Origin of the sequence: Pseudoalteromonas sp. Of11M-6 (genome assembly GCF_022347905.1) — a bacterium.
Lineage (GTDB): Bacteria > Pseudomonadota > Gammaproteobacteria > Enterobacterales > Alteromonadaceae > Pseudoalteromonas.
In genome coordinates this window covers 80,815-107,143 of the sequence record NZ_JAKRFW010000012.1, presented here as the reverse complement: position 1 = coordinate 107,143, position 26,329 = coordinate 80,815, and the positions used below count along the sequence as shown (strand labels likewise).

Sequence of the window (26,329 nt, the reverse complement as noted above, 5' to 3'; positions counted from 1 at the left end):
TTGCCTCGTGCGCGCGAGGACGCGTACTCAAACGGCTTCCCAGTTAAAAAATTCAGTCTTTTTGCCGCATATTTTTGCGTACAACAAAAAGGCCGCTGATTATAGATTAATCAGCGGCCTTTGACAACTTTTTCAAGTTAGAATTTATTTGTCTTTCTCAACCTGACCAAATTCTAGGTCTACAGGCGTTGAACGACCGAAAATAAGTACCGAAACTTTCAGGCGACTCTTTTCGTAATCCACTTCTTCAACCACACCGTTGAAGTCAGCAAATGGACCATCTGTAACACGAACCACTTCACCCGGCTCAAATAAAGTAGCAGGTTTCGGTGCTTCAGCATTTTCTTGCAGACGGTTAAGAATACGATCCGCTTCTTTTTGACTGATTGGTGCAGGACGGTCTGACGTACCACCAACAAAGCCCATTACACGCGGTGTACTATTCACCAAGTGCCAAGACGCATCGTCCATTACCATTTGAACTAATACATAGCCAGGGAAGAATTTACGCTCAGATTTACGTTTCTGACCTGCACGCATTTCAACCACTTCTTCAGTCGGCACAAGGATCTCACCGAATAGGTCTTCTAACCCTTCGATTTTAATATGCTCGATAATGGTTTGTGCTACGCGTTTTTCAAAACCCGAAAACGCTTGGATCACGTACCAACGTAATTTCTTTTCTTTGTTCTCATCCGACATGGGATCAGATCTCCAATCCAGTTAAAAAGCCTACTGCACGGAAAAGTATACCATCTAATCCCCATAGGATTAATGCCATAATCACCGTTGCAATGATCACGATGAAAGTAGTGTGAGTCGCTTCCTGACGCGTTGGCCAGATAACTTTACGTACTTCAATACGTGATTCTTTAGCAAAAGCGATAAAGGTACGGCCTTTTTCAGTCGTTACCAAAATGCCCAAGGCCGCAGCGATAGCTGCAACCACGCCAACAGCGCGTACTAAAACAGATAAATCGGCATATAGATAATTACCAACTACGGCACCAGTTAGAAGTGCAATAGCAGCTAGCCACTTTACCGTGTCCATCGAGCTTGACGAGTTTTCAACATTAGTGCTCATAATCAATTTTACCTTAAATACAGACACAACAACCCTGCATAGAACAGGGTAAATCCATTCAATCCAAATTTACAAATAAGCGACTTAAGTGGTTTTGGGTCACGTTATTTTAAATGTGGACTTGTTGCTGAATTGGCAGGGGCGGCAGGACTCGAACCCGCAACCATCGGTTTTGGAGACCGCTGTTCTACCAATTGGAACTACGCCCCTGCAAAGTGGATGCCCATTATACTGACGAAGCAAACGAAAACAAGTGTAAAAGATATGCAAAGTAACATTTAATCTAAACTTGGTTTTGCGAGGTCTTCAGAAAAGACGCAATAAATCTCCGTGATAAAAATCACAAAGCACCCAAACTTGCTCAAATGGGTGACAATCAGGGATCTCCCAAGTGGCTTTTAAGCGCTTAAAATCGTCAAGATGATAAATGGGGCTAGCATTTCGAATTAACAACCAAACGCGTTGTGAATCATAGTATTTTTTGGCTTTTTGATTGAGCAACCGCTGTAAACCGATACTCAGTTGATCGGAGTCAGCGGCTTGGCTCATTGCTGCCAGCTCTCTTTGCGTGGAGAGAGACAGCGGACGCCCAAGCACAGCCATCGCTTCATTCTCACTGGCATAAAAATGGGCTATTTCTATATCAAGCTGTGTTTTTCCTTGATAACAACTGACGTCTGGTTTATTTGGCTCATTGTGCCAAATATGGCGCATATGCACTGCAAACTGCTTTTCATAACTGCGTAAAAACAGTTTAGCCGCGTCATGCTCAAGTTTTATTTTTTCTGCTTCACTCGCTCTGTCCATTCACAACCACTGCTACATCACTCAATAGGCTTGAAGCACCAAATCTAAAATTATTGGCATTGAGCCACTCGGCCCCCATAATTTCTTCAGCCAATCGTAAATATCGCTGCGCTTCTACTACTGACTTTACTCCACCGGCCGCTTTAAATCCAACCGATTTACCGCTGCTTTTGATTGTCTTAAGGATAACTTCTGCCGCTTCTGGTGTAGCATTGACAGCAACCTTTCCTGTACTTGTTTTAACAAAGTCCGCGCCCGCCATTATGGCAAGCTGCGCGGCTTCCGCAATGAGCTTTGGCTTAGCCAATACGCCACTTTCGATGATTACCTTGAGCTTTGCTTTACCTTGGCAAGCAAGCTTGCTTGAATGCACATATTGCCAAGGTGTATCTGGGTCACCCGCCATCAGCTGCTGATAAGGAAGCACGAGATCAATTTCGTCTGCACCATCTGCGATTGCTGAATGAGTTTGTGCAACGACCTGCTGGAGTTTTTGCTCTCCAGAGGGGAAGTTGGTCACCGTTGCTACTTTTATCTGCGACCACTCTCGCTTTTCCAACTCTTCTTTTACTAACGTCACAAACTGCGGATACACACAAATAGCCGCTGGTAGTCCAATATCAGGGTTAATGCTATTCAATAACGCGAGAATACTTGCCGGCGTATCGTCCTCTTTCAAAGAGGTCAAATCCATTAAACTCAGCGACAACCGAGCATCAGATTGTAAAGTCATTACCGTGTTCCTTTTCATTCTATGTAATAAGCCTAGGGCCTGTTCATCTTTCAAGTTTGTTTTTGCAGCAACTTGATTGGTATTTATACAAGGCAGAGCCTGCGTAGCATAGTTGCTCTATGTGAGTTAGGCGATAAAGACTTTGTGCTCCTGCAAAGTCACCTTACCCCACATCCTTGTGGGGCAACACAGAAGAAATGCCAATCAAGCGCTGCCCTTTGGGTTCACCTGAGTGCGCTTTGTTCATTGTTGCTCAACTTTTGCCTAGATTACTAGGCGGCAAATTGAGCGCCGCGACCAAAACCCTCTCAGAAGAACAAAAATCAAACAGCAAAGGTCAACAGACCCTAGTTAAATGCATACAGCAGGACCAGCAATAGGACAAATGTCCGCATACAATTAGCTGTCGGACGCGGTTTTTACTATTGTTCATTAAATGAATATCTCATAACCAAACACTATAATCGTCAAATCACAGCGGAAACTTAAGTTAACCACATGAAATAAAAAGAAAATTACATTTAACTGGTTTTTTTATAACTTTTGGTTATATGGAGTCGGTTTAAATTATTTTTTCCCACATTTGCAACTCTATATGCTGCGCTCTATTACTGATATCAATCAATATTGATATCAACCGTCGTGATGTTTAGCAGAGGTTATCGTGCAATACTTGCCAATTTTTACCAAACTAGAAAATAAACCTGTATTGATTGTAGGTGGTGGTGAGGTTGCGCTGAGAAAGTGCCGCGCCTTTTTAAAAGCCAATGCAGCAGTCACTTTGGTTTCACCTGAGTTTTGCACTGAGCTTTTATCACTAGCAGCGGATGCAAGCGTTGCACTTCGACATAAGCCATTTGATGCATCAGACCTAGATAATGCCATGTTAGTCGTTGCGGCAACGGATATTGAGGCCGTAAATGCAGAGGTAGCAGAGCTTGCTGAAGCCCGTAACCTTTTCGTTAACGTAGTCGACGACCAACCAAAGTGTAATTTTATTTTTCCTTCAATCGTGGATAGAAACCCTATAACGATTGCCATATCCAGTGCTGGAACTGCGCCCGTCCTTGCAAGACGATTACGAGAGAAGTTAGAAACCCTTATTCCACAGCATATAGGTCCGCTGGCAACACTTGTCGGTCAATTCAGACATAAAGTGAAAGCGCACTTTAAACACTTTGCTGACCGCCGTCAGTTTTGGGAATCTGTCTTTGATTCAAATGTGGTAAGTGAAGTACAAGCTGGTAACAATGAAAATGCACAAATTCAACTTGAAGCCATGCTAGAAAGCACTCCCTCCCCTGAAGGCGAAGTTTATGTCGTCGGTGCGGGTCCTGGCGACCCTGAGCTACTGACGCTTAAGGCATTACAACTAATGCAACAAGCCGATGTGGTAGTGTATGATTATCTGGTATCTGACGAAATAATGGATCTTGTACGTCGTGACGCTGATTTAATCTGCGTGGGCAAAAAAGCCGGTAATCATAGTGTTAAACAAGAACACACCAATGAGATTTTGGTTGATTTAGCCAAACAAGGTAAAAAGGTTTGTAGGATAAAAGGCGGCGACCCATTTATTTATGGTCGCGGTGGCGAAGAAGTGCAAGTGTTGGCCGAAAATAGCGTTAAATATCAAATTGTTCCGGGCATTACTGCTGCTGCAGGATGTAGCGCATACGCTGGTATTCCATTAACTCATAGAGATCATGCTCAAGCTATTCAATTTGTGACTGGGCATTGCAAGCAAGATGGACAAGAACTCGACTGGGAAGGCTTAGCTAAGGCGAATCAAACGCTTGCCGTATACATGGGAGTGATAAAATCTCCACACATTCAGGCACAATTACTCGCTTATGGCCGCTCGCCGAATACACCTGTAGCAATTGTTGAGAATGGCACGCGTAAATCTCAGCGTGTAGTAAGAACACAATTAGATCAACTTGCACAGACTATTACTGCGCATGATATTCAGTCGCCAGCACTATTGATTATTGGTGAAGTAGCAGCATTACATGAGCAATTAGCTTGGTTTAATAAGAACAATCAAATCAGTAGCTTTGCTCAACCCATTACGCAAGTCGCGTAATAACCGTAACAGATAGTTAAATTTATAAGTAGGACATTAATCATGGCTTTAACCCATCTCCAGCAACTCGAAGCTGAGAGCATAAAGATCATCCGAGAGGTTGCCGCAGAGTTTGAAAACCCAGTAATGCTGTACTCGATTGGTAAAGACTCGTCGGTACTGCTTCATCTTGCTCGTAAGGCTTTCTACCCTGCGAAGATCCCTTTTCCTCTACTCCACGTTGATACCAATTGGAAATTTAGAGAAATGATCGAGTTTCGCGATAGATTAGCAAAAGAGTATGGATTTGAACTGCTTGTGCACAAAAACCCAGAAGGGCTAGAGATGAATATAAGTCCATTTGTTCATGGTTCATCTAAGCATACCGATATCATGAAAACACAAGGCCTTAAGCAAGCGCTAGATCAATATGGCTTTGATGCGGCTTTTGGTGGTGCGCGCCGTGATGAAGAAAAATCTCGCGCAAAAGAACGAGTTTACTCATTTAGAGATAAACACCATCGCTGGGATCCTAAAAACCAACGTCCGGAGTTATGGAATACGTATAACGGCCAAGTGAACCCTGGCGAAAGCATTCGAGTTTTCCCATTATCAAACTGGACAGAGCTCGATATTTGGCAATATATCTACCAAGAAGGTATTGAGATAGTGCCACTTTACCTATCTAAGCCAAGACCGGTTGTCGAGCGTAACGGAACGTTAATTATGGTCGATGATGACCGTATGCCACTTGCAGAAGGTGAAGTGCCTGAAATGAAATCAGTACGCTTCAGAACGCTAGGCTGTTACCCACTAACGGGGGCTGTTGAATCAGAAGCCGATACACTTACCGGAATTATCGAAGAAATGTTGTTATCTACGTCGTCAGAACGTGAAGGGCGAGTGATTGATCACGATTCGTCAGGGTCAATGGAGAAGAAAAAGCGCGAGGGGTATTTCTAATGTCAACAGCAAATGAAGTGAAAGAATTAGGCATTGAAACCTACTTAGCACGTCAGCAAGACAAGAGTTTGTTGCGCATGATGACCTGCGGCAGCGTAGATGACGGTAAATCAACGCTGATCGGCCGTTTGCTGCACGATAGCCATCAAATCTATGAAGACCAATTAGCTGCGCTACACAAAGACAATGAAAAAGTCGGCAATGCGGGTGAAGATCTAGATTTAGCGTTACTTGTTGATGGCTTACAAGCAGAGCGTGAGCAAGGTATTACCATTGATGTGGCTTACCGCTATTTCTCAACTGCGAAGCGTAAATTTATTATTGCCGATACGCCAGGACACGAGCAGTACACCCGTAATATGGTTACGGGTGCTTCGACCAGTGATTTGGCCATTATTCTTGTCGATGCCCGTTATGGTGTCCAAGTTCAGACTAAACGCCATAGCTTTATTTGTGATTCACTGGGTATCAAACAGTTCGTTGTCGCGATAAACAAGATGGATATTGTTGATTTTGATGAGGCCGTATTTGAGCGCATAAAGGCCGACTATTTGAAATTTGCTGAACAACTGAACGTACGAGATATTCGCTTTGTGCCAATGTCAGCACTTAAAGGCGACAATGTTGTAAATCGCTCAGACAAAACGCCTTATTATCAAGACAAACCATTGCTGGAACTGCTGGAAGACTCTCCTGCGGCAGAGCCTAATCATGGTTTTGAAGCGCGCTTCCCGGTGCAATATGTTGTGCGTCCTAATCTAGACTTTCGTGGTTTCCAAGGCACATTAACCTCTGGTAGCTTAAGCATTGGCCAAGCGGTTAAAGTATTGCCATCAGGTAAGACTTCAACCATTAAAGAACTCGTGACTTTTGATGGCAATCTAACTCAAGTGGAAACTGGACAAGCATTCACTATCACATTAGCAGACGAAGTCGATGTGAGTCGTGGTGATGTGATTGTGCCTGCTGAGTCCACTGCTCAGGTGACGAATCAGATCACTGCTAAGCTGGTATGGATGCACGAAACACCACTACAATTGGGTAAAAGTTATAACCTTAAATTGGGTAGCAAGAAAACCGCGGCAATCGTGAAAAATATCGAGCACACTATCGATGTGAATACACTTGAGCACGGCCAAGCCGATTCATTGTCATTAAATGAAATTGCTATCGTAACCATCGAGCTGACAGAAAATGTCGTTGCGGATGAGTATTTAAATAATCGTGAAACCGGCTCGTTTATCTTAATTGATCGCCTATCTAACCTAACCATAGGTGCAGGTATGGTGGAAACGCTTCAAGCCGCAACAGCAACGTCCTCAAGTCAGTTTAGTGAATTTGAGATTGAGTTTAATGCATTAGTTCGCAAGCACTTCCCTCATTGGCAAGCGCTTGATATTTCGAAGCTAAAATAATGCAATTTAGCCTGTTAGACGAGGTATGACGTCATTATGGAACAAGTCATTTTAACAGGCATTATGCTAGCGTTAGTCGTGTGTCTTTTTGCCACACGCATTAACGCTGCATGGCTATTCACAGGCGCAATCGCCACTAGTTATTTGACTGGCCTCATCGATCTTGAATCGATGTTGGTGAATTATGCGAACCCGTCTTTAATCACGCTTGTGCTACTTATCCTAGTTTCTATTGCGATTGAAAAAACAACCTTAGTCAAAAAACTCGCCCACTCAATGGCACAAGGTAGTCTCGCAAAAGCGGTGATTAAACTGGGTTTATCCACCGCCTTTTTGTCTTCTTTTACCAATAACACTGCGGTGGTTGCTTCGCTGATCACCACCGTTAAAGAGAGCAAAACACACGCGCCTTCTAAGCTGCTATTACCGCTTTCTTATACCGCTATTTTAGGTGGTACGTTAACGCTAATAGGTACTTCTACCAACCTTATTGTTAATGGCTTTGCCGTAGAAGCAGGGATGGCACCGCTGGGCTTTTTTGACTTTACCTTAGTTGGTCTTGCCGTCCTGAGTGTTGGTTTATTGACCATCACGATTATGCTCAAATATTTGCCCGACAACGGCAAAAATAATGATGAGGTCGTGCCGTTTTATTTAGAAGGGAAAGTTGAGCCAAGCTCCAAGCTAGTTGGCCGCACGGTTGAAGAAAACGGCCTGCGCGACCTCAAAGACTTATTTCTTGCTGAAATCATTCGTGGTGAACGACGGATCTGCGCCGTTACGCCACAACAAGAAATTCTTGCTGGTGATGTTCTGCTATTTGTGGGCGACATCAACTCAGTGCCACTGTTACAGCGTTTCGATGGATTAAAGATAGTCCATGATAAACACGAGAAAGACGTTGAGCACTTGGTGGAAGTGGTCGTCAGTCAGTCTTCACGCTTTCTTGGAAAAACCATTAAAGAGATCCGCTTTAGAGAGCAGTTTCATGCTGCTATTATTGCGATACGTCGTGGTCATGATCGCCTACAAGGTGGAATCGGTCAGGTCGAATTACAAGCGGGTGACTCTTTAATACTAGCACCAAGCAGCGATTTTTATGCACTCCCCAATCTCAAACGCGAATTTGTGTATATCTCGGGCCTAGATTTACAAACACATCTATCTCGCAATAAGTCCAACACCGTACTTGCGAGTTTTGCGACAGTGGTTGGCCTTAGCATCTTTGGAGTTGTACCGCTGGTAAAAGGGTTAATCGTGTTACTCGCTGCCCTTGTGGTGCTCGGTACAATTAAAGTCCCAGAGATGAAACGCCGTTTTCCTATTGAGCTTGTCGCTATTGTTGGCAGTGCGATAGGACTGGCGAAGTTAATGATTGAAACCGGGCTGGCAGCCGAGATTTCTTCGAGCTTATTGTGGTTGTTAGGGGATTTTGGTCCTTACGGTGCATTTATCGCCATTTTTGTGATGACTGTGATATTTACCGAACTCATCACTAACAATGCCGCGGCTGCACTTTCATTCCCAGTAGCTTATGCGCTGGCAAGTGGCTTTGATGTAAGTCCATTGCCATTTGTAATGGCGGTAGCCTTTGGCGCATCCGCGAGCTTTATCTCACCTTTTGGCTATCAAACTAACCTCATGGTGTATAGCGCAGGCAACTATCGAATTCGTGATTACGTCACCATGGGACTGCCCTTGTCGTTGATTTATTCAGCGACGGTACTGACTGTTATTCCATTTGTCTTTCCATTTTAATAGAGCAAAGTATGGACGAAAATATTGTTTGGCATAACTATGCCGTAGATAAAACAAAACGTAGCGAATTAAAAGGTCATAAGCCTTGCGTGCTTTGGTTTACAGGCTTTTCAGGCTCAGGTAAAAGCACCGTGGCCAATGCTCTTGAGCATGCACTGCAAGCAAAAGGCATACATACCTACCTCCTTGATGGAGATAATGTCAGGCATGGACTGTGTAAAGACTTAGGGTTCAGCGATGAAGACCGAGTCGAAAACATTCGTCGAGTGGGTGAACTCAGCAAACTCATGGTCGATGCGGGACTAATGGTACTCACCGCTTTTATCTCTCCTTTTCAAGCAGAACGAGATATGGTGCGTAACTTAGTCGCAAGCGGCGAGTTTATTGAAGTATACCTAGATACGCCGCTTGCAGTTTGCGAGCAACGAGACCCTAAAGGTTTGTATAAAAAAGCGCGTGCTGGAGAAATAAAACACTTTACTGGCATTGATTCGGCGTATGAGCCCCCAATCAGTCCAGAAATATGTTTAAATACTTCCGAGCAGTCGCTGGAAGAATCTGTCCAGCAGCTAATACACTATCTACTGTCAAAAAATTTAATAGGGTAAGTCATGAATCATACGGATCTGCTGGAAGAAGTATTAAATCTAAGTATTCGCGCTGGTGAAGCGATTATGGAGATTTATGCCAAGGACTTTAATGTTGAATATAAAGAAGATGAAAGTCCCGTCACTGAGGCAGATCTCGCTGCACATCAAATTATTGTTGCAGGCCTAAAGACTCTAACTCCCGAAATGCCGATATTAAGCGAGGAAAGCGCGGGTATAGATTGGCAAGAACGCCAACAATGGCAAGAGTATTGGCTGGTTGACCCCATTGATGGCACCAAGGAATTCATCAAGAAAAATGGCGAATTTACGGTAAATATTGCACTTATCAATAACGGTGAACCCATTCTTGGTGTTGTTCATGCTCCAGCACTTAATGAAAGCTACCTTGCAGAAAAAAGTATTGGCGCGTTCAAGCAAACGGGTGAAGCTCGCATAGAGCTCAAAGTCACCACCAAGCCCAATCAAGGTTTAATCAAAGTAGTTGGCTCGCGCTCACATCCTTCACCAGATTTAGCTGAGTACCTTACCCGCTTCGAGCAAGTCGACATGGTGCCTAAAGGCAGTTCACTTAAGTTATGCTTAGTGGCAGAAAGTAAAGCCGATGTTTACCCTCGTCTTGGCCCAACTTCAGAGTGGGATACCGGGGCCGGACACGCGGTGGCGAGTATCGCAGGGGCAAAGGTCAGCCAAGTGAATGGCGAGCCTCTGCGCTATAATCAAAAAGCCGAGTATCTTAACCCCTATTTTGTGGTTTCTAGGTTGGAAGACTAAGCTAGAAGGTGATAATACCGTAAACTAATTCACATAAAACCAGTCGAATTAACGTTCGACTGGTTTATTTGCGGCGCGAGTTAGGACTTTATCGTATACGCTTTTTAAAACTGCTCTTGGCGTTTCAAGCAAAAATGTCTCTTTTACCAACTGCTCCAGCTGAGCAAAGCTCTCAACTGCAGTTTCAGTAACACTGCCATCACATTCATGCCATTCAAAATAACTCTGATTACGCAGTAAATAACGATGGCAATCTGTAATTCGAGAAACCACTAAGTTATTCACAAACGCCGCTTCAGGATGTTGATGGGAATAAAAGTGTGCCACTTCACAATCGGATTCGAACACTTCAGCAAGGTCGACATGATATAAAGTGAGCGGTGCTTCTCCTTCCTCTAACAAAGTAACTTTAACTGTGTCTGCTGTTTTTTGTACCTGATAAGTCTGCCGACCTTGGATAGTTAAGGCCTGATTGATGTTAATCGGTACACGAGGAGACTTCACTCCAAACCCCACATCAACCAAATACTGCTCGCCGTCCAAATTTAACAATGTCATCCGATGAGAACGAGGATTGGAGAGGTTACCATTTAGCATTACTCTCGCAAGAACCGGCCTTACCGTAAACCCAAGCTGTTGCAACGCTAAAAATGCCACCTTGTTATGCTCAAAGCAGTAGCCTCCTTGTTTGTTGATCACTAAGCGGTTAAATAGTGGTAATGGGTCAAGCAACATACGCTCACCATACATGGCATTAATACTTGAGAAGGCGTAACGAGAGAGGTGTTTTTGTTGTAACTCGGTGACCAGCTCAATCCCAGCAAAGTGCTGTAACGATAAGCTGCTAAGATATTGATTGATATTCGCTTCTAATTCCATGACTGACTCCAAAAGTTGATGAAGGCAGGTTAAAACCTCAACCCATGTTAAGGTCAATAGGTATTTTTACTTTTTCAACCATTGTTTCTATTACCTCATAAGATGTCACTTTGTTATCCAAACCTCAGGTTAACTAGGCAAATAACTGATGCACTTTTTTGCTCGGCAAAGCGAGGCGTTTAGCTTCTGCCACAACCAGCGGCTTCGACATAAAATAGCCTTGCGTTTGATGACAATAAAGCCTTGATAACGTATCAAGCTGCGCTGCCGTTTCAATGCCCTCGGCTGTCACGACAAGGTTAAAGCTGTGCGCAATCGCACAAATTGCTTCAATGAGTTGCGTCGCCTTACCGCCCAGCTCAATGCCGGACATAAAAGCCCTATCTATTTTAATGCCATCCACAGGAAGATGATTGAGCCGGGAAAGGCTGCTATAACCTGTGCCAAAGTCATCAATATAGATGCCAAATCCCGCCTGATGAAGTTGCTCCAGCGGCCCTATAAGCATGTTTTCCTCTGCCATCATGGCGGATTCTGTCAACTCAAGCTTAATTTGTTTCATCGCAACATTTTCATCCTCACAGCGAGACACTAACCAATCGATAAATTCCTGCGACTGGAGTTGCAACGGAGAAACATTAACCGCGACAAAAAGGGTGCTGTCTCCTATGGCATTGATAAACTTAATCGCCTGATCAAATACCCAGCGACCAAGCTCTGAAATCTTCGCGCATTGTTCTGCGATGGGAATAAATTCCGCAGGACTTACTTCTCCGAGCGTTGGGCTATTCCAGCGTAGTAGCGCTTCAAACCCTTTTAAATTCTGCCCTTTTTGACAATAAACGGGTTGCAAATTCAGGCTTAATTCGCGAGACATGACTATTGCCTGTAGCGCTTGCTCAATCTGGATCTTTCGACCCGCTTCGCAAGCGATAGCATTAGTGAATATATGATAAGTGTTCTTACCTCGCTTCTTTGCCTCATACATTGCAATATCGGCATCATGTAGTAGTTTCTCTGCATCGCAATGTAGACACGGAGCGGTAAAGTGACGTACGCCAACGCTACCACTTACACAATGACTGTTACCCTGATACAGAAATGGCGCTCGGATCCGCGCAAGAATATCTTCAAGCACCCCCTCAATTGGTTCAAGTAGATGCTCATCGTAAATAAGGACGGCGAATTCATCACCACCAAGCCGGGCAATATCGGCATAGCTACTAAGCAGCATACGCATTCTTGTTGCAAATTCAATAAGCAGCTTATCGCCGGCTTGATGGCCTAAGGTATCGTTTATTAGCTTAAAGCGGTCTAAGTCAATATATAGCAAAGTAAACTTGGCGCGTTTACGCTCACGAAGCTTATCAACCAAAGACACAAAGCTCTGACGATTTAGCAGATCGGTCAAGCTGTCATGTTGCGCTTTATATCGCAATTGCTCTTGGAACAGTTTAGCCTGAGTAATATCCGTCACTCTCCCCTCATACAGGCAACTATCCGGTTGATGCAGCCAATGCCCTGAATGTCTAAGCCAGATATGCTCTCCCGATTCTGCTTTTGCTAACCACTCCATTTCTTGGTGAGCTTGCTTCGTGGCAACAATCTGGTTCCACTGCTCATGACACTCAGAGTCTCGCATAAGCGCACTAAAGTCTGTATTTGGCGAAGGAATACGCCCACCAAAAAGTAACGCATTGAAAGCGGGGTTGGAGTCAATGATATAGCCCTCGCGGTCTAGTACAAATAAACCTTCATGGCTATTAACGAATAAACTCTTATACTTACGCTCTGCAGCGACCTGTTGCTGCAAAGCCCCTAAGCGCTTATTAGATTCGACTTGTAACCTGTGGTTAGACACCTCTAGGCTTTTAGTTCTTTCAACAACTAAATTATTGACAGTTTCATTGCGGTTTTTCAGTTGTCTTAGCTGGATCCACACCAATAAAATACAGGCGGCCAAAATACCTAAAAAGAGTATAATCAGTACGCTATGGTTATTTAACCAACTTGGATGTAAACACGCCTCATCATACAACTGCATGGTAATGGGCAAACCATAAAAATTAATGGTGTGTACCGCACTTGGCGTTAAATTCTGAAGGTCGAAACGTGTCTGCCAATCGGAGCTATAAATAATTTCTTTTTTTGAAGAGACCAATAAGTGTTGCTTACGCTGCTGATATAATTGGCCAAATAGTGAATCCAATAAAAAAGGTAACTCAAAACTTAATCCCAGTAGCGTTTTAAACTCTCCAAAACGCGGTTGCTCTATCAATACACTGAGTTTTTGCCTATTTGGCCGGACATAGGTCGTTAAGTCATTCTCATCCCGCTCTGCAAAAATATCTCTCTCAAGTACCTCCGCCTGCCCGACTGTCTGGCCAACTTCAGACACAGGTGCGGCACGGGTAACCACCAGCCATTGGTTAGCCTGATCATCTACATTGCCTCTAATTTTAAAGTCAAAATACCCTCTTTCTCGCTGCACTTTCTCTAATGTAGAGAATTGCTCAGGTGAAACCACTGCGTATGTTTCCATACTCAACCCTAAGTTCGCCGTGGTGAGCTGTGATTGCGCTATCTCATAAAAATCTGCATCTTGATGGGTGTTGAGGTAGGCATCTATCGAATACAGTAGGTGGGCAACGTGTTGCAACTTACTATCCAGTAAGTACTCTAACCGCGTTAACTCCTGCGCGCTTTTGTTTTCTGATTGGTTCTGGTAGTAAATATTCGCTATCAAGCCAACATATATCAAACAAGCAAACAACAATATGAACACCAACACAGGAAATCTTTGCTTAAAAACCTGTTGAGCACTATGGAGAATAGCATTTGTAAAAACGCGTCGTTTAAATCTGGACATCTTCATCGAACATTGTATGCTACACCTATTCGATAATAATTCTTATTTGCAATGAATAAAAGTAAACTTTTTCTTTTTTTGCTCTTTTGGGTACATTTTGGTCAAGCGGTTGCGAAGCAACCCCACACCTCGCAAGTAAACGTCTATTCATTTAGAAAATATGAATTAATTCAACCTGTCCTCCAGGCATTTGAAAAAGAGACTGGGATCACCGTAAACCTCGTAAATGGTAAATCAGCACAACTGCTTGAGCGTCTCAAAAGCGATGGCGCGGACTCAAAGGCCGATGTGTTGCTCACCTCCGATCTAATTCAGCTGCATGATTACAAAGCACTACTGCGTCCTATCGACAAGATCACAAATTGGCAAGCAGTAAATCATGAACTCAAGGATGATGATAAGCGTTGGCTCAGTGTTTCGATAAGGACACGCGCATTATTCCGTAAAAAAGGTGTTTCTACACCCTTACCCGAGCACTTTTCGGATTTAGATAAATCGCTTTACAAGGGTAAATTTTGCATTCGCCAGTGGTCTCATAGTTATAACTTGACGTTAGCATCGAGTCTCTATGCTTCTTCAAATAGCAATGACTCCTCATGGCTCAACCACGCTAATACGCTATTAGCAAAGCGTCCTGCTGGAGGAGATAGAGATCAACTGCGAGCGCTTGCACAAGGCCAATGTGAATTTGCGCTGGCGAATCACTATTACTGGAGCATGATGCAGCACTCCGAGAATAAGCGCGATAAGGCACTTGCCGAACAGCTAGAGATCCACTTTCTGAAAATGCACTCGGGAAAAACGCCTATTTCTACCACCACGGTTGCGATAGCAAAGCATTCACCCAATGCACACAATGCCGAGCTATTTATTGATTTCTTGCTGAAACCGAGTACTCAATCCATGTATGCTAATTTGCTTCATGAATATCCTGTGATTCAGAGCTCGCAAACGGCTCCTACTCCATTTGTCCCCGCCACGAAACAGGTGAAACTCGGCCTGCAGCAAGTGTCACGAGCCCAACGAGTTATTAACTCACTCAGCAAAGATCACTTGTAAGTCACAGTTAAATACTGGCACAGGCCCATCAAAAAGCTGCTGGCGGGTAAATGTTTTTGCAGGCTTGGGTCCCTGTAATGTCTGCACTGTATGTTCACGCTCGGCATACACTTGCTGGTAGGGGTGCTGCTCGGATTTCTCATGCCACGTGAGCGTAAGAGAATTACTTTTATAGATCCAACGCCCCCGATACTCAGTACCAACCTGCTGCCAATGACCATTGGGTTTCAGCTGCAATTGGATAGAATCATCTTTACATTGGTGGGCAAACAATAGGTCTGGCAATGCTTGAGCAGCTCTGTTTTGCACCAGATACAACCCCGCGTTATTCGGTGTATAACGGTGCCCTTCCATATTAAATTCTGAAATTGTCAGCGTATCAAAACCAATCTCTTTCACTACATATTCAATTTCCCTAAGCCAATTGTCGCCTGAAGTCATCGGTGGAATATTTAATTGTGCGCTCTCATATTGTAGCGGTACGGGAAGCTCGGTAAAACGATAATGAATATCTCGCTTTTCTAACGCTTGAACTAAGTTAGCTCTAGTACCTTCATCAAGACCGGATTCAAAGATATGTAAGGTTTGGGTGCTACAGCCACTCAACAATAAAGTAGCAATTGCGAAAATACGTTGCATTGTCATCCTTGGTGTTACGCCTCGGTTTGAAATGCACCTTATCTGGGAAGTACACTTCAACCTCAGTCTTATTAATGCTTCAAATTAACACCTAGACAACCAATTTTCAACAGATGTTTTTGGGTAGAGAATATCTTTAAACAATCGATGCTGTTGATGACGTAGATGCCGCTCCTGACTTGGCAGCCCGGCTTGCACCTGACTATGATGCTCATTAAATCGGGAGATGACAGAAAGCTTATCCTTGGCTTGTGTGAGAGACTCATTGACATAGTGACGTACATCATCCGCGGTCATTAGATCTGTCTTATCTACATTCATAAGCTCTTTTCTTAATGCTGTGCGAATACCCATCGTTGCCTCCATAAAATACTGATAAAAACAAATCGCGTGGACGGCGTGCAAGATACACACCAAATGCTTCAGTAATGTTAAAGACCCCGGATTTAACGAAAAAGTTTCGTCATTCACCGCAGTAATTTTATATACTGTCGTATAAGGCAATAAGACACTGGCTGTGTTAGATAAATACGGCATGTTGGGGTTATGAAAATGCAAGATGGGTTTATTGAAATTGAGCTCGAAGAAGAGCCGATAGAATTGTGTAACCTTTTGAAAGTGCTCGACTTAGCAGAAACTGGTGGACATGCTAAGTTATTGATCACTGAAGGTTATGTAGCAGTCAACGATGAAATATGTACGCAAAAACGTAAAAAGATTTATTCAGGCGATATTCTGCATTTTGATGGTGATGAATTTCATTTAACCTTAGCACCTGATGCAACGCCGCAACCGCGTGCAGTTGCCACTCCACGCGCCGAAACGGCACCAACGCCGAGTAAGAAAAAACGACAAAAGTCAGGAAAATCTTACACACAAGTAGACAAAAATACAGGCCGAAAACCCATTTCCTTTGGCTAGCAATCTCACACGCTGACGTATTTAATTACAAAAATGCTCACCTTTTTAGTGCACCGATGCTTCGCGAAAGTGCACTTCCCCCTTGAAAAAGTGTCCAATCAACACTAGGACTATAGCAGTACAAAAAAACGGCAAGTCTGCAACTGGTACATTCTATGCACCTTGTTATGCATTTTTAGAACAAAACCAATTCATTTAATTGGATGCTCTACTTCCCTCTTATATAGAGCAAATCTTAAGTGCAGTTGGTATAAGGAAAGGGTCAAGCATGAATAATTCATATAACACCCTGACTCAGCTTACCGTCGGCGAGCGTCAGGTCCATATTCACTCACTTCCAGCTTTAAGCGATAGGGCAAGAAGATTACCGTTTTCGCTTAAAATTTTATTAGAAAATTTACTGCGTCATGAAGATGGCAAGAACGTGACTGCTCAAGACATCGATGCCTTACTCAACTGGAAGCCGGAAGATAAACCCAGTAAAGAAGTTGCATTTACGCCCGCGCGTGTCGTGATGCAAGATTTTACAGGCGTACCAGCCATCGTGGATCTTGCAGCAATGCGTGACGCTATGGCAAAACTCGGTGGCGATCCAAATAAAATCAATCCCTTATCACCCGCTGAAATGGTCATAGACCACTCTGTACAAGTAGACGAATATGGCCACGATGGCGCCTTTGATCTTAATGCAAAGTTAGAGTACCAACGCAACAAAGAGCGCTATGAATTTTTGCGCTGGGGGCAAGGCGCGTTTGACAATCTAAAAGTGGTGCCACCCGCAACCGGGATCGTGCACCAAGTTAACCTAGAGTATTTAGCACGTGTCGTATTCGAAAAAGAAATCGATGGTATGCCATTCGCCTACCCTGATACATTAGTGGGAACTGACTCTCATACCACAATGATCAACGGTCTTGGCATTTTAGGTTGGGGCGTAGGCGGCATTGAGGCCGAAGCCGCCATGCTTGGTCAGCCAATTTCGCTGCTCATTCCTCAGGTCGTTGGTTTTAAACTGGAAGGACAGTTGCCTGAAGGCACAACCGCAACTGATTTGGTACTCACCGTGACACAAATGCTACGTGAACACGGCGTAGTGGGTAAGTTTGTCGAATTCTTTGGTGATGGCTTAGCAGACTTACCACTTGCCGATCGTGCCACCATCGCCAACATGGCACCTGAATATGGGGCAACCTGCGGTATTTTCCCCATTGATAACGAAACCTTGGAGTATCTACGACTAACCAATCGTGATGAAGAAAAAATTGCATTAATCGAAGGTTATGCCAAACATCAAGGCATGTGGCGAGAACCAGGAGATGAACCACTTTACACCAACGTACTGACACTAGACTTAGCGACAGTGGTTCCAAGCCTTGCAGGTCCAAAGCGCCCACAAGATAGAATTCCTCTCAATGACGCAGGCAAAACAATTCAAGCCCATTTAGGTGAATTCCAACATGAGCGCAGTGAAAAAAATGCCGTGTCAGATCAAGATGAAGCTCGCACTGTTGGTGAAGGCGGGACTTCTCGAGTTGATCAAGATGAGCCCGCGACGCTTGGCGTCGGTAAGGTTACATTTAAAGATCAAGAGTTTGAATTAGTCGATGGCGCCTGCGTAATTGCCGCCATCACAAGTTGCACAAACACCTCTAATCCAAGTGTTATTCTTGCCGCAGGCCTTGTTGCACAAAAAGCAAAGACACTTGGCTTAAAGCCTAAGCCTTGGGTAAAAACCTCATTGGCTCCTGGCTCAAAAGTAGTTACCGATTACCTAAAACAAGCCGAGCTATTGGAACCGCTTGCTGAACTAGGTTTTGATTTAGTTGGCTATGGTTGTACGACTTGTATCGGCAACTCAGGTCCCTTACCGAAAGAAATTAACGAAGCCATCGTTAAACATCAGCTGGTTGTCAGTTCCATCTTATCAGGAAACCGCAACTTTGAGGGGCGGATCCACCAAGATGTAAAAATGAACTTTCTCGCCTCGCCGCCACTTGTTGTTGCCTATGCACTTGCAGGCCGCACTGATATCGATGTCTACAATGAGCCATTGTGCCAAACCGATGATGGCCAGGATGTGTTCTTAAAAGACATTTGGCCATCGGTCTCAGAAGTCAGTGAACTTGTGTCTCAGACAGTCACACAAGCCATGTTTGAGAAGAACTATGCAGACGTTTACCAAGGCGACCAACATTGGCAACAAATCGCGGTAAATCAGAGTGAGCGTTATGATTGGCAAGATAGCTCTACTTATATTCGAAAAGCCCCTTTCTTTGATAATATGAGTAAAGAGCCACCAGGGATCCCAAGTATCAAAGGCGCACGCTGTCTCGCTAAACTGGGTGACTCAGTAACGACTGACCACATTTCTCCAGCAGGTAATATCAAGGCCTCGGCCCCAGCTGGGGAGTATTTACAAGCGCAAGGAGTGAAACAAGCTGATTTTAACTCTTACGGTTCGCGTCGTGGTAACCACGAAGTTATGATGCGAGGTACATTTGCAAACGTGCGCTTACGCAATCAATTGGCTCCAGGTACCGAAGGTGGTATTACTCGCCTATTGCCTGAGGGCGAACTTATGAGTATTTTCGATGCTGCGGAGCATTATCAGCAGCGTAATACGCCACTCGTTGTGCTCGCGGGCAGTGAGTACGGCACGGGTTCATCACGAGACTGGGCTGCTAAAGGGTCTTTACTACTTGGGATTAAAGCCGTACTTGCTAAAAGCTACGAGCGTATTCACCGTTCTAACCTCATTGGTATGGGGGTATTACCGCTACAATTTAAACCAGATGATGGCCACGAAGAACTGGGACTAACTGGCGAAGAAGAGTTTGAAATTGAAGGGATATACGACACATCAACCGAAGTGGTAGTCACGGCAACAAATGCGGATGGCAAAGAAATCAAGTTTTCGGCGGATATCCGGATCGATACCCCTAAAGAGTGGGAGTACTACCAACATGGCGGGATTTTACAGTACGTCTTAAGACAAATGCTATAGGCCTCATTTGGCAATACTTTAATGGAAAAGACGGCACCGGCCGTCTTTTTTAAAACCTTTGAGTGTAAATCAGCGTAATTGTATTGATGCCACCATCATCAAGCGCACTGCCAATTCCAAACTTCAGCGCCGATTGTGAACTAAACCAATAATCAGTCTGTAACTCCACTACGGATTGATCAAAATCATCTTCACGTAATCGAGCTGATGCAGAGATCTGCCAATTCTTAGCCAAATAATAGCCAGCATGGATCTGCCAAAAGTCGATGTCGGCTGCGACTTTTTGCATTTTTACATCCCATCCAACGCCATTATCAATCTCTGTATAACGAAAAAATGGCGCTATTGCCGTTTCTGTATCTCGTTCATCCACTCCGTAGTTATCAAATTCTGAGCGATCACCAATGAGCGTAACACCAAGCTGCATATTCTCACTAACAAAACGTCCCACTTGTACCAGCGCTATCGTATCTCGCGTCGCAGTAAAAAGTGCAGAGTCATCTCTAAATTGAGTTACATCAACGGCAACTCGCCAGTCTCGTCCAATAAAGAACTCAGCATCAGCTTGATAAAGATGCCAATCATCATTTTTAAAACCACCTACAGAGAAGTTATTACTCTTTTGCAGATACCCCTGTAAACCATAGGGTGTACCATCATTCTCTAACTCAGTAAGGTAGTGTCGATACTGAACACCTAAGAATCCATCCTCAATCTCTAAAAACTCTCCGAAACCAACACTTACTTCGTGAGAGTTGGCCATACTGAAACCTGAATAAAATAACAGTCCTATCAGTGATAATGCTTTCATACTTTCCCCTTTATGTTAATGAAACGATTGTAACTACGAAAAAAAATCGCCATAGTAAAAAAATGTAAGCATATGTATTCAAAAGAGAGACAAGCATGGCAATCTGGTTTAAACCCGTAAGTGTAGAGTTATGCAAAAAGCTGGAAGATGGCATGACAGGTAAAGGTACGCTTATGAAAACGTTAGGGATAGAAATCAGCGAGGTGGGTGACGACTACTTAGTTGCTACTATGCCTGCGATTCCTGAACATCATAACCCCATGGGTATGGTCCATGGCGGCGCAAACGTTGCTTTAGCGGAAACCGTTGCAAGTTACGCAGCAAACTTTGTTGTAGATACCGAACAATTCTACTGTGTAGGGCAAGAGATCAATGCTAATCACTTAAAAGCATCGAGAACAGGCATGCTCACAGCTATAGCTAAGCCAGTGCACCTAGGAAAACGTTCATCTGTATGGGAGATCCGCATCACTAACAGTCGCAATGAACTATGCTGCATTTCCAGAATGACCGCCGCAGTAGTATCACGCTAAAACTTGATCTATCACAACTACAAAAAACCAAATCCACCTCATTATTATTGCAACACACAAAATAGTGAGGTGATACTGTGTCAACTCAAAAGCTTTGGCCTCTGCATATGCTCATCGTAGCGGGATTGATTTTAATTTTCACAGGCCACACCATGTTAACGACCAACTGGCTGAATGATCTTGGTCCGAGCGGTTTTATAATTGGTGCGAGCTGTGTCGCGCTCGGTCTCATTTGTTCTTTACCGACTAAAATATATCTGACCATTTTGCTAATGCGTCGAGAGCACCGAGATTAGCGTATACCAGCTTGATATTGGGTTGGTTTTACTGCACCCTGAGCGTCTACGTTTATGAAGGTACTCAGTTTGTGGAAAAGGTCGACACCCTAATTATTGGCGCTGGCGTTGTAGGTTTAGCAATAGCGGCAAAGCTCAGCCATAGCCGCAGCGTTATTGTTATAGATAAAGAATCTCGCGTTGGTGAGCATACGAGTAGCCGAAATAGTGAAGTGATCCACGCAGGCATTTACTACCCCCATGGTAGTTTAAAACACCAGCTATGCGTTAGAGGGAAAGCGCTTCTTTATACACACTGTGAGCAGCTAAACATTCCCTTTCAGCGACTCGGCAAATTCATTGTTGCGACAAACGCAGAGGAAGCGAAAAACCTAGAACAAATTAAGACTCGTGCCCATGCTAACTCTGTCACGGATATTGACTTTGCTTCATCCAAACTAATCAAGCAACAGCTTAGCTATTTGAAAATACATAGCGCACTATTCTCCCCCTCCACCGGTATTTTAGATAGTCACCAATTTATGTTGTCACTCATCGCTGAGATTGAAAGTAATGGGGGGATTGTCGCAACGCAAAGTGAGTTTATTCACGCACAGCAATTAGACAGTGATTTTATTGTTGCGATGCGCTGCAATGGCGAGCAGTTCGAAATGGGCTGTGACCAGCTGATAAACAGCGCGGGGCTGAATGCCCCAGATGTATTCAATAAAATTACCGGCGATAGCGACAAAGCCATCGCCTATTATTGTCGTGGCCGTTACTATCGCTATCATGGTAAGCACCCATTTCAACAGCTCATCTACCCTCTCCCTAACACGCATGGATTAGGCGTACACGCGACAGTAGATTTAGCTGGGCAACTCAAGTTTGGCCCTGATACCGAATATATTGAAAATATTGATTACCAGTTTGATGACTCCCAAAAAGCGCACTTTGTCGCCGCAATAAAGCGGTACTGGCCAAGTCTGGATGAGAGTAGGCTTACAGCGGATTACACTGGGATAAGACCCAAACTAAGCAAAGAAAAGCAAAGTGACTTTGTAATTCAGTTCGAGGCAACACATGGAATATCAGGCTTTGTTAACTTAATGGCGATTGAGTCACCGGGATTGACCGCAAGTCTCGCCATTGCAGAATATATTGAACAACGACTTTAGCGCTGGTTTTCCTCCAACGCCTTTTCAAGCTGTTTCGTTCTATCGTCCATCAGCTGTTGGATGTTTTTCGCATCTTCCATCACCTGTTTTACCGCTTTTGGATTTAATGCAGTTGGTAATGCCGAAGCGGTTTCTTTACTTACAGCTTGCGCTGGTTGTTTATTCAGAATACTTGTGTCTTCAGCTACTACCACGGTAATTTTACGCTCATCTAATTGATAGTACTGCGACTCGCCGTTTGGATTGGGTTTATCAGAGTAATGCCATTGTCCTTTAGCATCCTGCCAACGATACACTTGTACCCCAGATGTAGGTTGCTGAGTGTCGTCACTCACAAATTCCTTCGTGTGTGTTTTCACTTTATCAAACGCTGTCACACCTTGATCCGTTAATGCTGTTACCTGCTGCTCAACCTTGTTGGTCAACGAATTTACATTTAACCATGGCTTGCCATCAGGGCGCTTCAATACAAACAAACTGGCTAACGCCACCAGCATTATCATAATCATTAAGTAACTTGCGGCTTTCATCTTCATACTCTGACTTTCCTTAGAGCCCATACTTTAACAGTATCTGCTTAAATTGCTCCGTTTTTTTAAAGTCAGCATAAAAGTGATTAAAGTCATCACACAATTTTTTCGCTCTTTGAGTGCGGCCAAACTGCAATTGCAACGGCGCGACATCCGAAACGCCGCGCACGCTGATAGTACTTTTTAATACTGGATATTTCAGCTGTAACCAACGCAGTGTTGGTTCGCCAACAATAGAAAAAGCGAGACTTTTGTCACTTCCGCCCGCAAGCACGGACAAAATATCAAATTCTGAGTAATAGTCTTTGCGCTGCAGCATATTACTATCAAAATACGGCTCTAGCTGAGGATAGGTATAACCAAATCGACCTAAAAATAAATGCTCGTTTAAGCCATTTACATCAAATTGCTCAGCCTGCTTGTGTGTAACAAATACGTCTTCAATTGTGTAAATTGGCGCACTCCAACACATTTGCATAGTGCCACGATACCAATGCTCTGACTCCATCCGCACATCGACATTTCCTCGTTCGATTTCTACAGTCGAACGTTTTTCGGGATAAACAGGGTAGTTTGGTTGGTAATGATATTGTGCTGCAAACAGCTCAAAAATATCAATGAGCACACCCCGTTCTTGGGCATGTTCGATAATGAACGGAGGATAATACTGTACTGCAAAGTTGACAAACGTTTTACTTTCTTCCGCAGTCTTGGCATGTCCGACAAAAGATAGAGTACAACTAAATAGCAATAATATCGTCTTTGGAAAGTAGATCAAAGCCACCTCCAAGACCTTGAACGAATAATAGACTAAGTATGACCGATCGCTGGGAATTTCCAAGTCAAAAAGCCAGCCACACTCAAATCTACTAAATGAACATTACGGATCTAAATACCATCACCATCAATATGCAACCCACACTCACGATTCAGACCGAAGAAACGTGTTTCTTCCTCAGTCATTCCAGGTTCAAGCTTACGGGTGGTGTGAACATCCCCCATAGAAACATAACCTTGTTCCCAGAGCGGGTGATAAGGCAAATCAAACTTTGTAAGATATTGATACACATCACGATTATGCCAGTCAATAATAGGGTAAAACTTGACCGTGCCGCGACTGAGCTCAACGATTGGCTTATCCGCACGCGTTGAAGACTGCTGACGACGTAAGCCACTGAACCAAGTGCCTGCGCCAAGTTCCCGTAACGCTTGAGTCATCGGCTCAACTTTGTTTAGGGTATTGTATTTTTTAATCCCTTCTTCGCCTTGCTCCCATAACTTACCATACACCGCCTCTTGCCAAGCAGGACTCTGCTTAGCACGGTATATCTTAAGATTGAGTGCCAAACGCTCTGACAGTGATTCAATAAATTGATACGTCTCAGGAAACAAATAGCCCGTATCGGTAAGTACCACGGGGATATCAGGCTGCTGCTGAGTCAAAAGATGTAACATAACCGCAGCTTGAATACCGAAACTAGAAGACAAAAAGTGAGTATCCGGTAAGTTTTCCAGTGCCCAAGCCACTCTCTGCTCGGCAGTTTTATCACTCAGTAGGGCATTAGCATCCGCGAGTAGCATCCGCTGAGTTGCGCTGTCCAGAGTCAATATTTGCTTAAAATCACTCATTTTCTCATCCAATGGGCAGCCTAGCTGCCCGTTCTAAATCAAGCGTGGAAATCAGTTTTTGACACTTTGACTTCCGCAACGATTTCTTTGCGGATGACATAGTCACCAAAACATTCATCTTCGTTGCGCTCACTGACCCACTGACCAATCAACTCATCTAGCGCTGGCAGGAAGACGTCTTCGCCGACATTCTCCAAGTACAGCTTAGGAATGCGAGTACCAGCACGGTTACCACCTAAATACATATTGTATTTACCAGGTCCTTTACCCACGAATCCAACCTCGGCTAGCATCGCTCGACCACAGCCGTTAGGGCAGCCAACTACACGAAGGATAATATTCTCTTCAGCAACCTCATGCTTGGCGAGCAACCCTTCTACCTTTGTCACAAGCTCAGGTAAATAACGCTCCGCCTCTGCCATCGCAAGTGGACACGTCGGTAGCGATACACACGCCATCGAGTTTTTACGCTGCTCTGAATGCTCGCTATCTATCAAACCATGCTCGCGGGCAATTTGTTCGATTTGCGCTTTATCCTCAGCTGCAACTCCAGCAATAATTAAGTTTTGGTTTGCAGTCATGCGGAAATCCCCTTTGTGGATTTCTGCAATTTTGCGACAACCTGTTTTAAGTGGTTTATCTGGGAAATCTAAAATACGGCCATTTTCGATAAACACTGTTAAGTGATGCTTACCATCAATACCTTCAACCCAACCAAAGCGGTCGCCACGGTGAGTGAATTCATAAGGACGGCTTGGCTCAAACGTCATACCGGCACGGTTTTCAACTTCCGCTTTAAACACCTCAGTACCAAATGTATCTAGCGTATATTTGGTTTTTGCATTTTTACGGTTTACTCGGTTACCCCAGTCACGTTGCACAGAAACCACATGCTCAGCAACGGCAAGTGTATGCTCAAGCGGAATAAAGCCAAGCTCATCTGCTTTACGTGGATAGGTATTAACGTCACCATGGGTCATCGCCAAACCACCACCCACTAGCACATTAAAGCCAACTAGCTTGCCCTCATCTGCAATAGCAACAAAGTTGAGGTCATTGGCATGCACATCGACTTCATTGTTCGGAGGGATAGTCACAGTAGTTTTGAACTTACGTGGTAAATACGTATCACCCAAAATCGGCTCTGCCGTTGTCTCGGTTTTTTCACCGTTCAGCCAGATCTCAGCGTAAGCTTTAGTTTTTGGCAGCAAGTGCTCTGAAATTTTAGCCGCCCACTCGTACGCTTCTTGGTGTAACTCAGACTCGACCGGGTTAGTTGTACATAACACGTTGCGGTTTACATCCCCCGCCGTCGCAATAGAATCGATACCTACGCTATTCAGCAGCTGATGCATCCCTTTGATGTTTGGCTTCAGTACACCGTGGAACTGGAAAGTTTGACGTGTTGTCAGACGAATGCTGCCATACATGGTTTTATCCGCTGCAAACTCGTCAATCGCCAACCACTGATGTGGTTTAATGATACCACCAGGCATACGAGCACGAAGCATCACGTTATGCAGTGGCTCAAGCCGTTGCTTAGTGCGCTCTGGGCGGATATCGCGGTCGTCTTGCTGATACATACCGTGGAAACGGATCAATTGGAAGTTATCCGCAGTAAAGCCGCCGGTTAGTTGATCGGTCAGATCCGTTGAAATTGTGCCACGTAAGTGGGCACTTTGTGACTTCAAACGCTCATTATCAGAAAACTTTGCGCTTGCATCGAGCTTACTATTCGGTTTGATTTCAGAGTTGCTCATTGTCTTTCCTACATTAAAATTGGCTGACGGTATAA

The 26,329-nt window shown here is 44.1% G+C and carries 25 protein-coding genes and 1 tRNA gene; 12 read left to right on the top strand and 14 right to left on the bottom strand.

What is annotated here, in order from left to right:
* Positions 1-144: 144 nt before the first annotated feature.
* From nusG to deoC, 5 genes are all read right to left on the bottom strand, one after another.
* Positions 145-702, bottom strand: coding sequence for a transcription termination/antitermination protein NusG (nusG, locus tag MHN32_RS08580; RefSeq protein WP_010376230.1), 558 nt, complete (start codon positions 700-702; stop codon positions 145-147).
* A 4-nt stretch (positions 703-706) separates the two neighbouring features.
* Positions 707-1,084, bottom strand: a complete 378-nt coding sequence (gene secE / locus MHN32_RS08575) for a preprotein translocase subunit SecE (RefSeq protein WP_010376231.1) — start codon at positions 1,082-1,084, stop codon at positions 707-709.
* Positions 1,085-1,217: 133 nt separating this feature from the next.
* Positions 1,218-1,294 (bottom strand) — tRNA-Trp (locus tag MHN32_RS08570).
* Positions 1,295-1,390: 96 nt separating this feature from the next.
* Complete coding sequence (locus MHN32_RS08565) at positions 1,391-1,891, bottom strand: hypothetical protein (RefSeq protein WP_010607818.1); 501 nt, start codon at positions 1,889-1,891, stop codon at positions 1,391-1,393.
* Positions 1,875-2,624: a deoxyribose-phosphate aldolase gene (deoC, locus tag MHN32_RS08560; protein WP_010607817.1), complete on the bottom strand. Its 750-nt coding sequence runs from the start codon at positions 2,622-2,624 to the stop codon at positions 1,875-1,877. Before deoC ends, MHN32_RS08565 begins: the two co-directional genes overlap by 17 nt.
* Before the next feature lie 664 nt (positions 2,625-3,288).
* Between deoC and cysG the strand changes: the two genes are divergently transcribed.
* Genes cysG through cysQ form a run of 6 tightly spaced genes read left to right on the top strand, consistent with a single transcriptional unit; the run spans position 3,289 to position 10,207 of the window.
* A complete protein-coding gene (gene cysG, locus MHN32_RS08555; protein WP_239421511.1) occupies positions 3,289-4,710 on the top strand; it encodes a siroheme synthase CysG in 1,422 nt (473 codons plus the stop codon).
* 42 nt (positions 4,711-4,752) lie between these two features.
* Complete coding sequence (gene cysD / locus MHN32_RS08550; protein WP_010376235.1) at positions 4,753-5,652, top strand: sulfate adenylyltransferase subunit CysD; 900 nt, start codon at positions 4,753-4,755, stop codon at positions 5,650-5,652.
* Positions 5,652-7,067 carry a sulfate adenylyltransferase subunit CysN gene (gene cysN / locus MHN32_RS08545; RefSeq protein ID WP_239421510.1) on the top strand — a complete coding sequence of 472 codons (1,416 nt, stop codon included), beginning with the start codon at positions 5,652-5,654 and terminating at the stop codon, positions 7,065-7,067. The genes cysD and cysN overlap by 1 nt, the downstream gene beginning before the upstream one ends.
* 33 nt (positions 7,068-7,100) lie before the next feature.
* Positions 7,101-8,825, top strand: coding sequence for an SLC13 family permease (locus MHN32_RS08540; RefSeq protein ID WP_029215936.1), 1,725 nt, complete (start codon positions 7,101-7,103; stop codon positions 8,823-8,825).
* Between the two features lie 11 nt (positions 8,826-8,836).
* Positions 8,837-9,433 (top strand): adenylyl-sulfate kinase, encoded by a 597-nt coding sequence (gene cysC, locus MHN32_RS08535; protein WP_010607813.1) that lies wholly within the window; start codon positions 8,837-8,839, stop codon positions 9,431-9,433.
* Between the two features lie 3 nt (positions 9,434-9,436).
* Positions 9,437-10,207, top strand: coding sequence for a 3'(2'),5'-bisphosphate nucleotidase CysQ (cysQ, locus tag MHN32_RS08530; protein ID WP_039494571.1), 771 nt, complete (start codon positions 9,437-9,439; stop codon positions 10,205-10,207).
* Positions 10,208-10,255: 48 nt separating this feature from the next.
* On the opposite strand, the gene MHN32_RS08525 is transcribed toward cysQ, so the two are convergent.
* Together MHN32_RS08525 and MHN32_RS08520 are read right to left on the bottom strand one after the other, a co-directional pair.
* The gene (locus tag MHN32_RS08525) at positions 10,256-11,086 is read right to left on the bottom strand and encodes an arylamine N-acetyltransferase (RefSeq protein ID WP_239421509.1); all 831 of its coding nucleotides are present in this window, start codon (positions 11,084-11,086) and stop codon (positions 10,256-10,258) included.
* A gap of 133 nt (positions 11,087-11,219) precedes the next feature.
* Positions 11,220-13,877 carry an EAL domain-containing protein gene (locus MHN32_RS08520; RefSeq protein WP_239421508.1) on the bottom strand — a complete coding sequence of 886 codons (2,658 nt, stop codon included), beginning with the start codon at positions 13,875-13,877 and terminating at the stop codon, positions 11,220-11,222.
* Positions 13,878-14,033: 156 nt separating this feature from the next.
* Here MHN32_RS08520 and MHN32_RS08515 point away from each other — a divergent pair, with 156 nt between their 5' ends.
* Positions 14,034-15,014 (top strand): extracellular solute-binding protein, encoded by a 981-nt coding sequence (locus MHN32_RS08515; protein ID WP_239421507.1) that lies wholly within the window; start codon positions 14,034-14,036, stop codon positions 15,012-15,014.
* On the opposite strand, the gene MHN32_RS08510 is transcribed toward MHN32_RS08515, so the two are convergent.
* Both MHN32_RS08510 and MHN32_RS08505 read right to left on the bottom strand, forming a co-directional pair.
* The gene (locus MHN32_RS08510) at positions 14,991-15,653 is read right to left on the bottom strand and encodes a hypothetical protein (RefSeq protein ID WP_239421506.1); all 663 of its coding nucleotides are present in this window, start codon (positions 15,651-15,653) and stop codon (positions 14,991-14,993) included. The two genes, MHN32_RS08515 and MHN32_RS08510, sit on opposite strands and share 24 nt — an antisense overlap.
* 84 nt (positions 15,654-15,737) lie before the next feature.
* Positions 15,738-16,007, bottom strand: coding sequence for a hypothetical protein (locus MHN32_RS08505; RefSeq protein WP_222242179.1), 270 nt, complete (start codon positions 16,005-16,007; stop codon positions 15,738-15,740).
* 198 nt (positions 16,008-16,205) lie between these two features.
* On the opposite strand from MHN32_RS08505, the gene MHN32_RS08500 reads away from it, so the two are divergent.
* The gene (locus tag MHN32_RS08500) at positions 16,206-16,574 is read left to right on the top strand and encodes an RNA-binding S4 domain-containing protein (protein ID WP_045962213.1); all 369 of its coding nucleotides are present in this window, start codon (positions 16,206-16,208) and stop codon (positions 16,572-16,574) included.
* A gap of 268 nt (positions 16,575-16,842) precedes the next feature.
* A complete protein-coding gene (acnA, locus tag MHN32_RS08495) occupies positions 16,843-19,578 on the top strand; it encodes an aconitate hydratase AcnA (RefSeq protein WP_239421505.1) in 2,736 nt (911 codons plus the stop codon).
* 49 nt (positions 19,579-19,627) lie between these two features.
* On the opposite strand, the gene MHN32_RS08490 is transcribed toward acnA, so the two are convergent.
* Entirely contained in the window at positions 19,628-20,389 is a 762-nt protein-coding gene (locus tag MHN32_RS08490; protein WP_239421504.1) for a hypothetical protein, read from the bottom strand.
* Positions 20,390-20,484: 95 nt separating this feature from the next.
* On the opposite strand from MHN32_RS08490, the gene MHN32_RS08485 reads away from it, so the two are divergent.
* The 3 genes from MHN32_RS08485 (at position 20,485) to MHN32_RS08475 (ending at position 22,375) form a co-directional block, all read left to right on the top strand.
* Entirely contained in the window at positions 20,485-20,922 is a 438-nt protein-coding gene (locus MHN32_RS08485) for a hotdog fold thioesterase (RefSeq protein ID WP_010607802.1), read from the top strand.
* A 77-nt stretch (positions 20,923-20,999) separates the two neighbouring features.
* Positions 21,000-21,218 carry a hypothetical protein gene (locus MHN32_RS08480; protein WP_010607801.1) on the top strand — a complete coding sequence of 73 codons (219 nt, stop codon included), beginning with the start codon at positions 21,000-21,002 and terminating at the stop codon, positions 21,216-21,218.
* Positions 21,219-21,289: 71 nt separating this feature from the next.
* Positions 21,290-22,375, top strand: coding sequence for an NAD(P)/FAD-dependent oxidoreductase (locus MHN32_RS08475; RefSeq protein WP_239421503.1), 1,086 nt, complete (start codon positions 21,290-21,292; stop codon positions 22,373-22,375).
* On the opposite strand, the gene MHN32_RS08470 is transcribed toward MHN32_RS08475, so the two are convergent.
* The 4 genes from MHN32_RS08470 to cysI form a co-directional block, all read right to left on the bottom strand.
* Positions 22,372-22,911 (bottom strand): DUF4124 domain-containing protein, encoded by a 540-nt coding sequence (locus MHN32_RS08470; RefSeq protein WP_239421502.1) that lies wholly within the window; start codon positions 22,909-22,911, stop codon positions 22,372-22,374. The two genes, MHN32_RS08475 and MHN32_RS08470, sit on opposite strands and share 4 nt — an antisense overlap.
* 13 nt (positions 22,912-22,924) lie before the next feature.
* The gene (locus MHN32_RS08465; protein ID WP_102055933.1) at positions 22,925-23,689 is read right to left on the bottom strand and encodes an amino acid ABC transporter substrate-binding protein; all 765 of its coding nucleotides are present in this window, start codon (positions 23,687-23,689) and stop codon (positions 22,925-22,927) included.
* Positions 23,690-23,793: 104 nt separating this feature from the next.
* Positions 23,794-24,534: a phosphoadenylyl-sulfate reductase gene (locus MHN32_RS08460; protein ID WP_010607797.1), complete on the bottom strand. Its 741-nt coding sequence runs from the start codon at positions 24,532-24,534 to the stop codon at positions 23,794-23,796.
* A 38-nt stretch (positions 24,535-24,572) separates the two neighbouring features.
* Entirely contained in the window at positions 24,573-26,294 is a 1,722-nt protein-coding gene (gene cysI / locus MHN32_RS08455; protein ID WP_239421501.1) for an assimilatory sulfite reductase (NADPH) hemoprotein subunit, read from the bottom strand.
* Positions 26,295-26,329: the final 35 nt, after the last annotated feature.

What these genes read in the sequence shown, in the direction of transcription:
- nusG (WP_010376230.1), bottom strand. Translation starts at nt 702, where the DNA reads ATGTCGGATGAGAACAAAGAAAAGAAATTACGTTGGTACGTGATCCAA.
- secE (WP_010376231.1), bottom strand. Translation starts at nt 1,084, where the DNA reads ATGAGCACTAATGTTGAAAACTCGTCAAGCTCGATGGACACGGTAAAG.
- MHN32_RS08565 (WP_010607818.1), bottom strand. Translation starts at nt 1,891, where the DNA reads ATGGACAGAGCGAGTGAAGCAGAAAAAATAAAACTTGAGCATGACGCG.
- deoC (WP_010607817.1), bottom strand. Translation starts at nt 2,624, where the DNA reads ATGACTTTACAATCTGATGCTCGGTTGTCGCTGAGTTTAATGGATTTG.
- cysD (WP_010376235.1), top strand. Translation starts at nt 4,753, where the DNA reads ATGGCTTTAACCCATCTCCAGCAACTCGAAGCTGAGAGCATAAAGATC.
- cysN (WP_239421510.1), top strand. Translation starts at nt 5,652, where the DNA reads ATGTCAACAGCAAATGAAGTGAAAGAATTAGGCATTGAAACCTACTTA.
- cysC (WP_010607813.1), top strand. Translation starts at nt 8,837, where the DNA reads ATGGACGAAAATATTGTTTGGCATAACTATGCCGTAGATAAAACAAAA.
- cysQ (WP_039494571.1), top strand. Translation starts at nt 9,437, where the DNA reads ATGAATCATACGGATCTGCTGGAAGAAGTATTAAATCTAAGTATTCGC.
- MHN32_RS08525 (WP_239421509.1), bottom strand. Translation starts at nt 11,086, where the DNA reads ATGGAATTAGAAGCGAATATCAATCAATATCTTAGCAGCTTATCGTTA.
- MHN32_RS08510 (WP_239421506.1), bottom strand. Translation starts at nt 15,653, where the DNA reads ATGCAACGTATTTTCGCAATTGCTACTTTATTGTTGAGTGGCTGTAGC.
- MHN32_RS08505 (WP_222242179.1), bottom strand. Translation starts at nt 16,007, where the DNA reads ATGGGTATTCGCACAGCATTAAGAAAAGAGCTTATGAATGTAGATAAG.
- MHN32_RS08500 (WP_045962213.1), top strand. Translation starts at nt 16,206, where the DNA reads ATGCAAGATGGGTTTATTGAAATTGAGCTCGAAGAAGAGCCGATAGAA.
- acnA (WP_239421505.1), top strand. Translation starts at nt 16,843, where the DNA reads ATGAATAATTCATATAACACCCTGACTCAGCTTACCGTCGGCGAGCGT.
- MHN32_RS08490 (WP_239421504.1), bottom strand. Translation starts at nt 20,389, where the DNA reads ATGAAAGCATTATCACTGATAGGACTGTTATTTTATTCAGGTTTCAGT.
- MHN32_RS08485 (WP_010607802.1), top strand. Translation starts at nt 20,485, where the DNA reads ATGGCAATCTGGTTTAAACCCGTAAGTGTAGAGTTATGCAAAAAGCTG.
- MHN32_RS08470 (WP_239421502.1), bottom strand. Translation starts at nt 22,911, where the DNA reads ATGAAGATGAAAGCCGCAAGTTACTTAATGATTATGATAATGCTGGTG.
- MHN32_RS08460 (WP_010607797.1), bottom strand. Translation starts at nt 24,534, where the DNA reads ATGAGTGATTTTAAGCAAATATTGACTCTGGACAGCGCAACTCAGCGG.
- cysI (WP_239421501.1), bottom strand. Translation starts at nt 26,294, where the DNA reads ATGAGCAACTCTGAAATCAAACCGAATAGTAAGCTCGATGCAAGCGCA.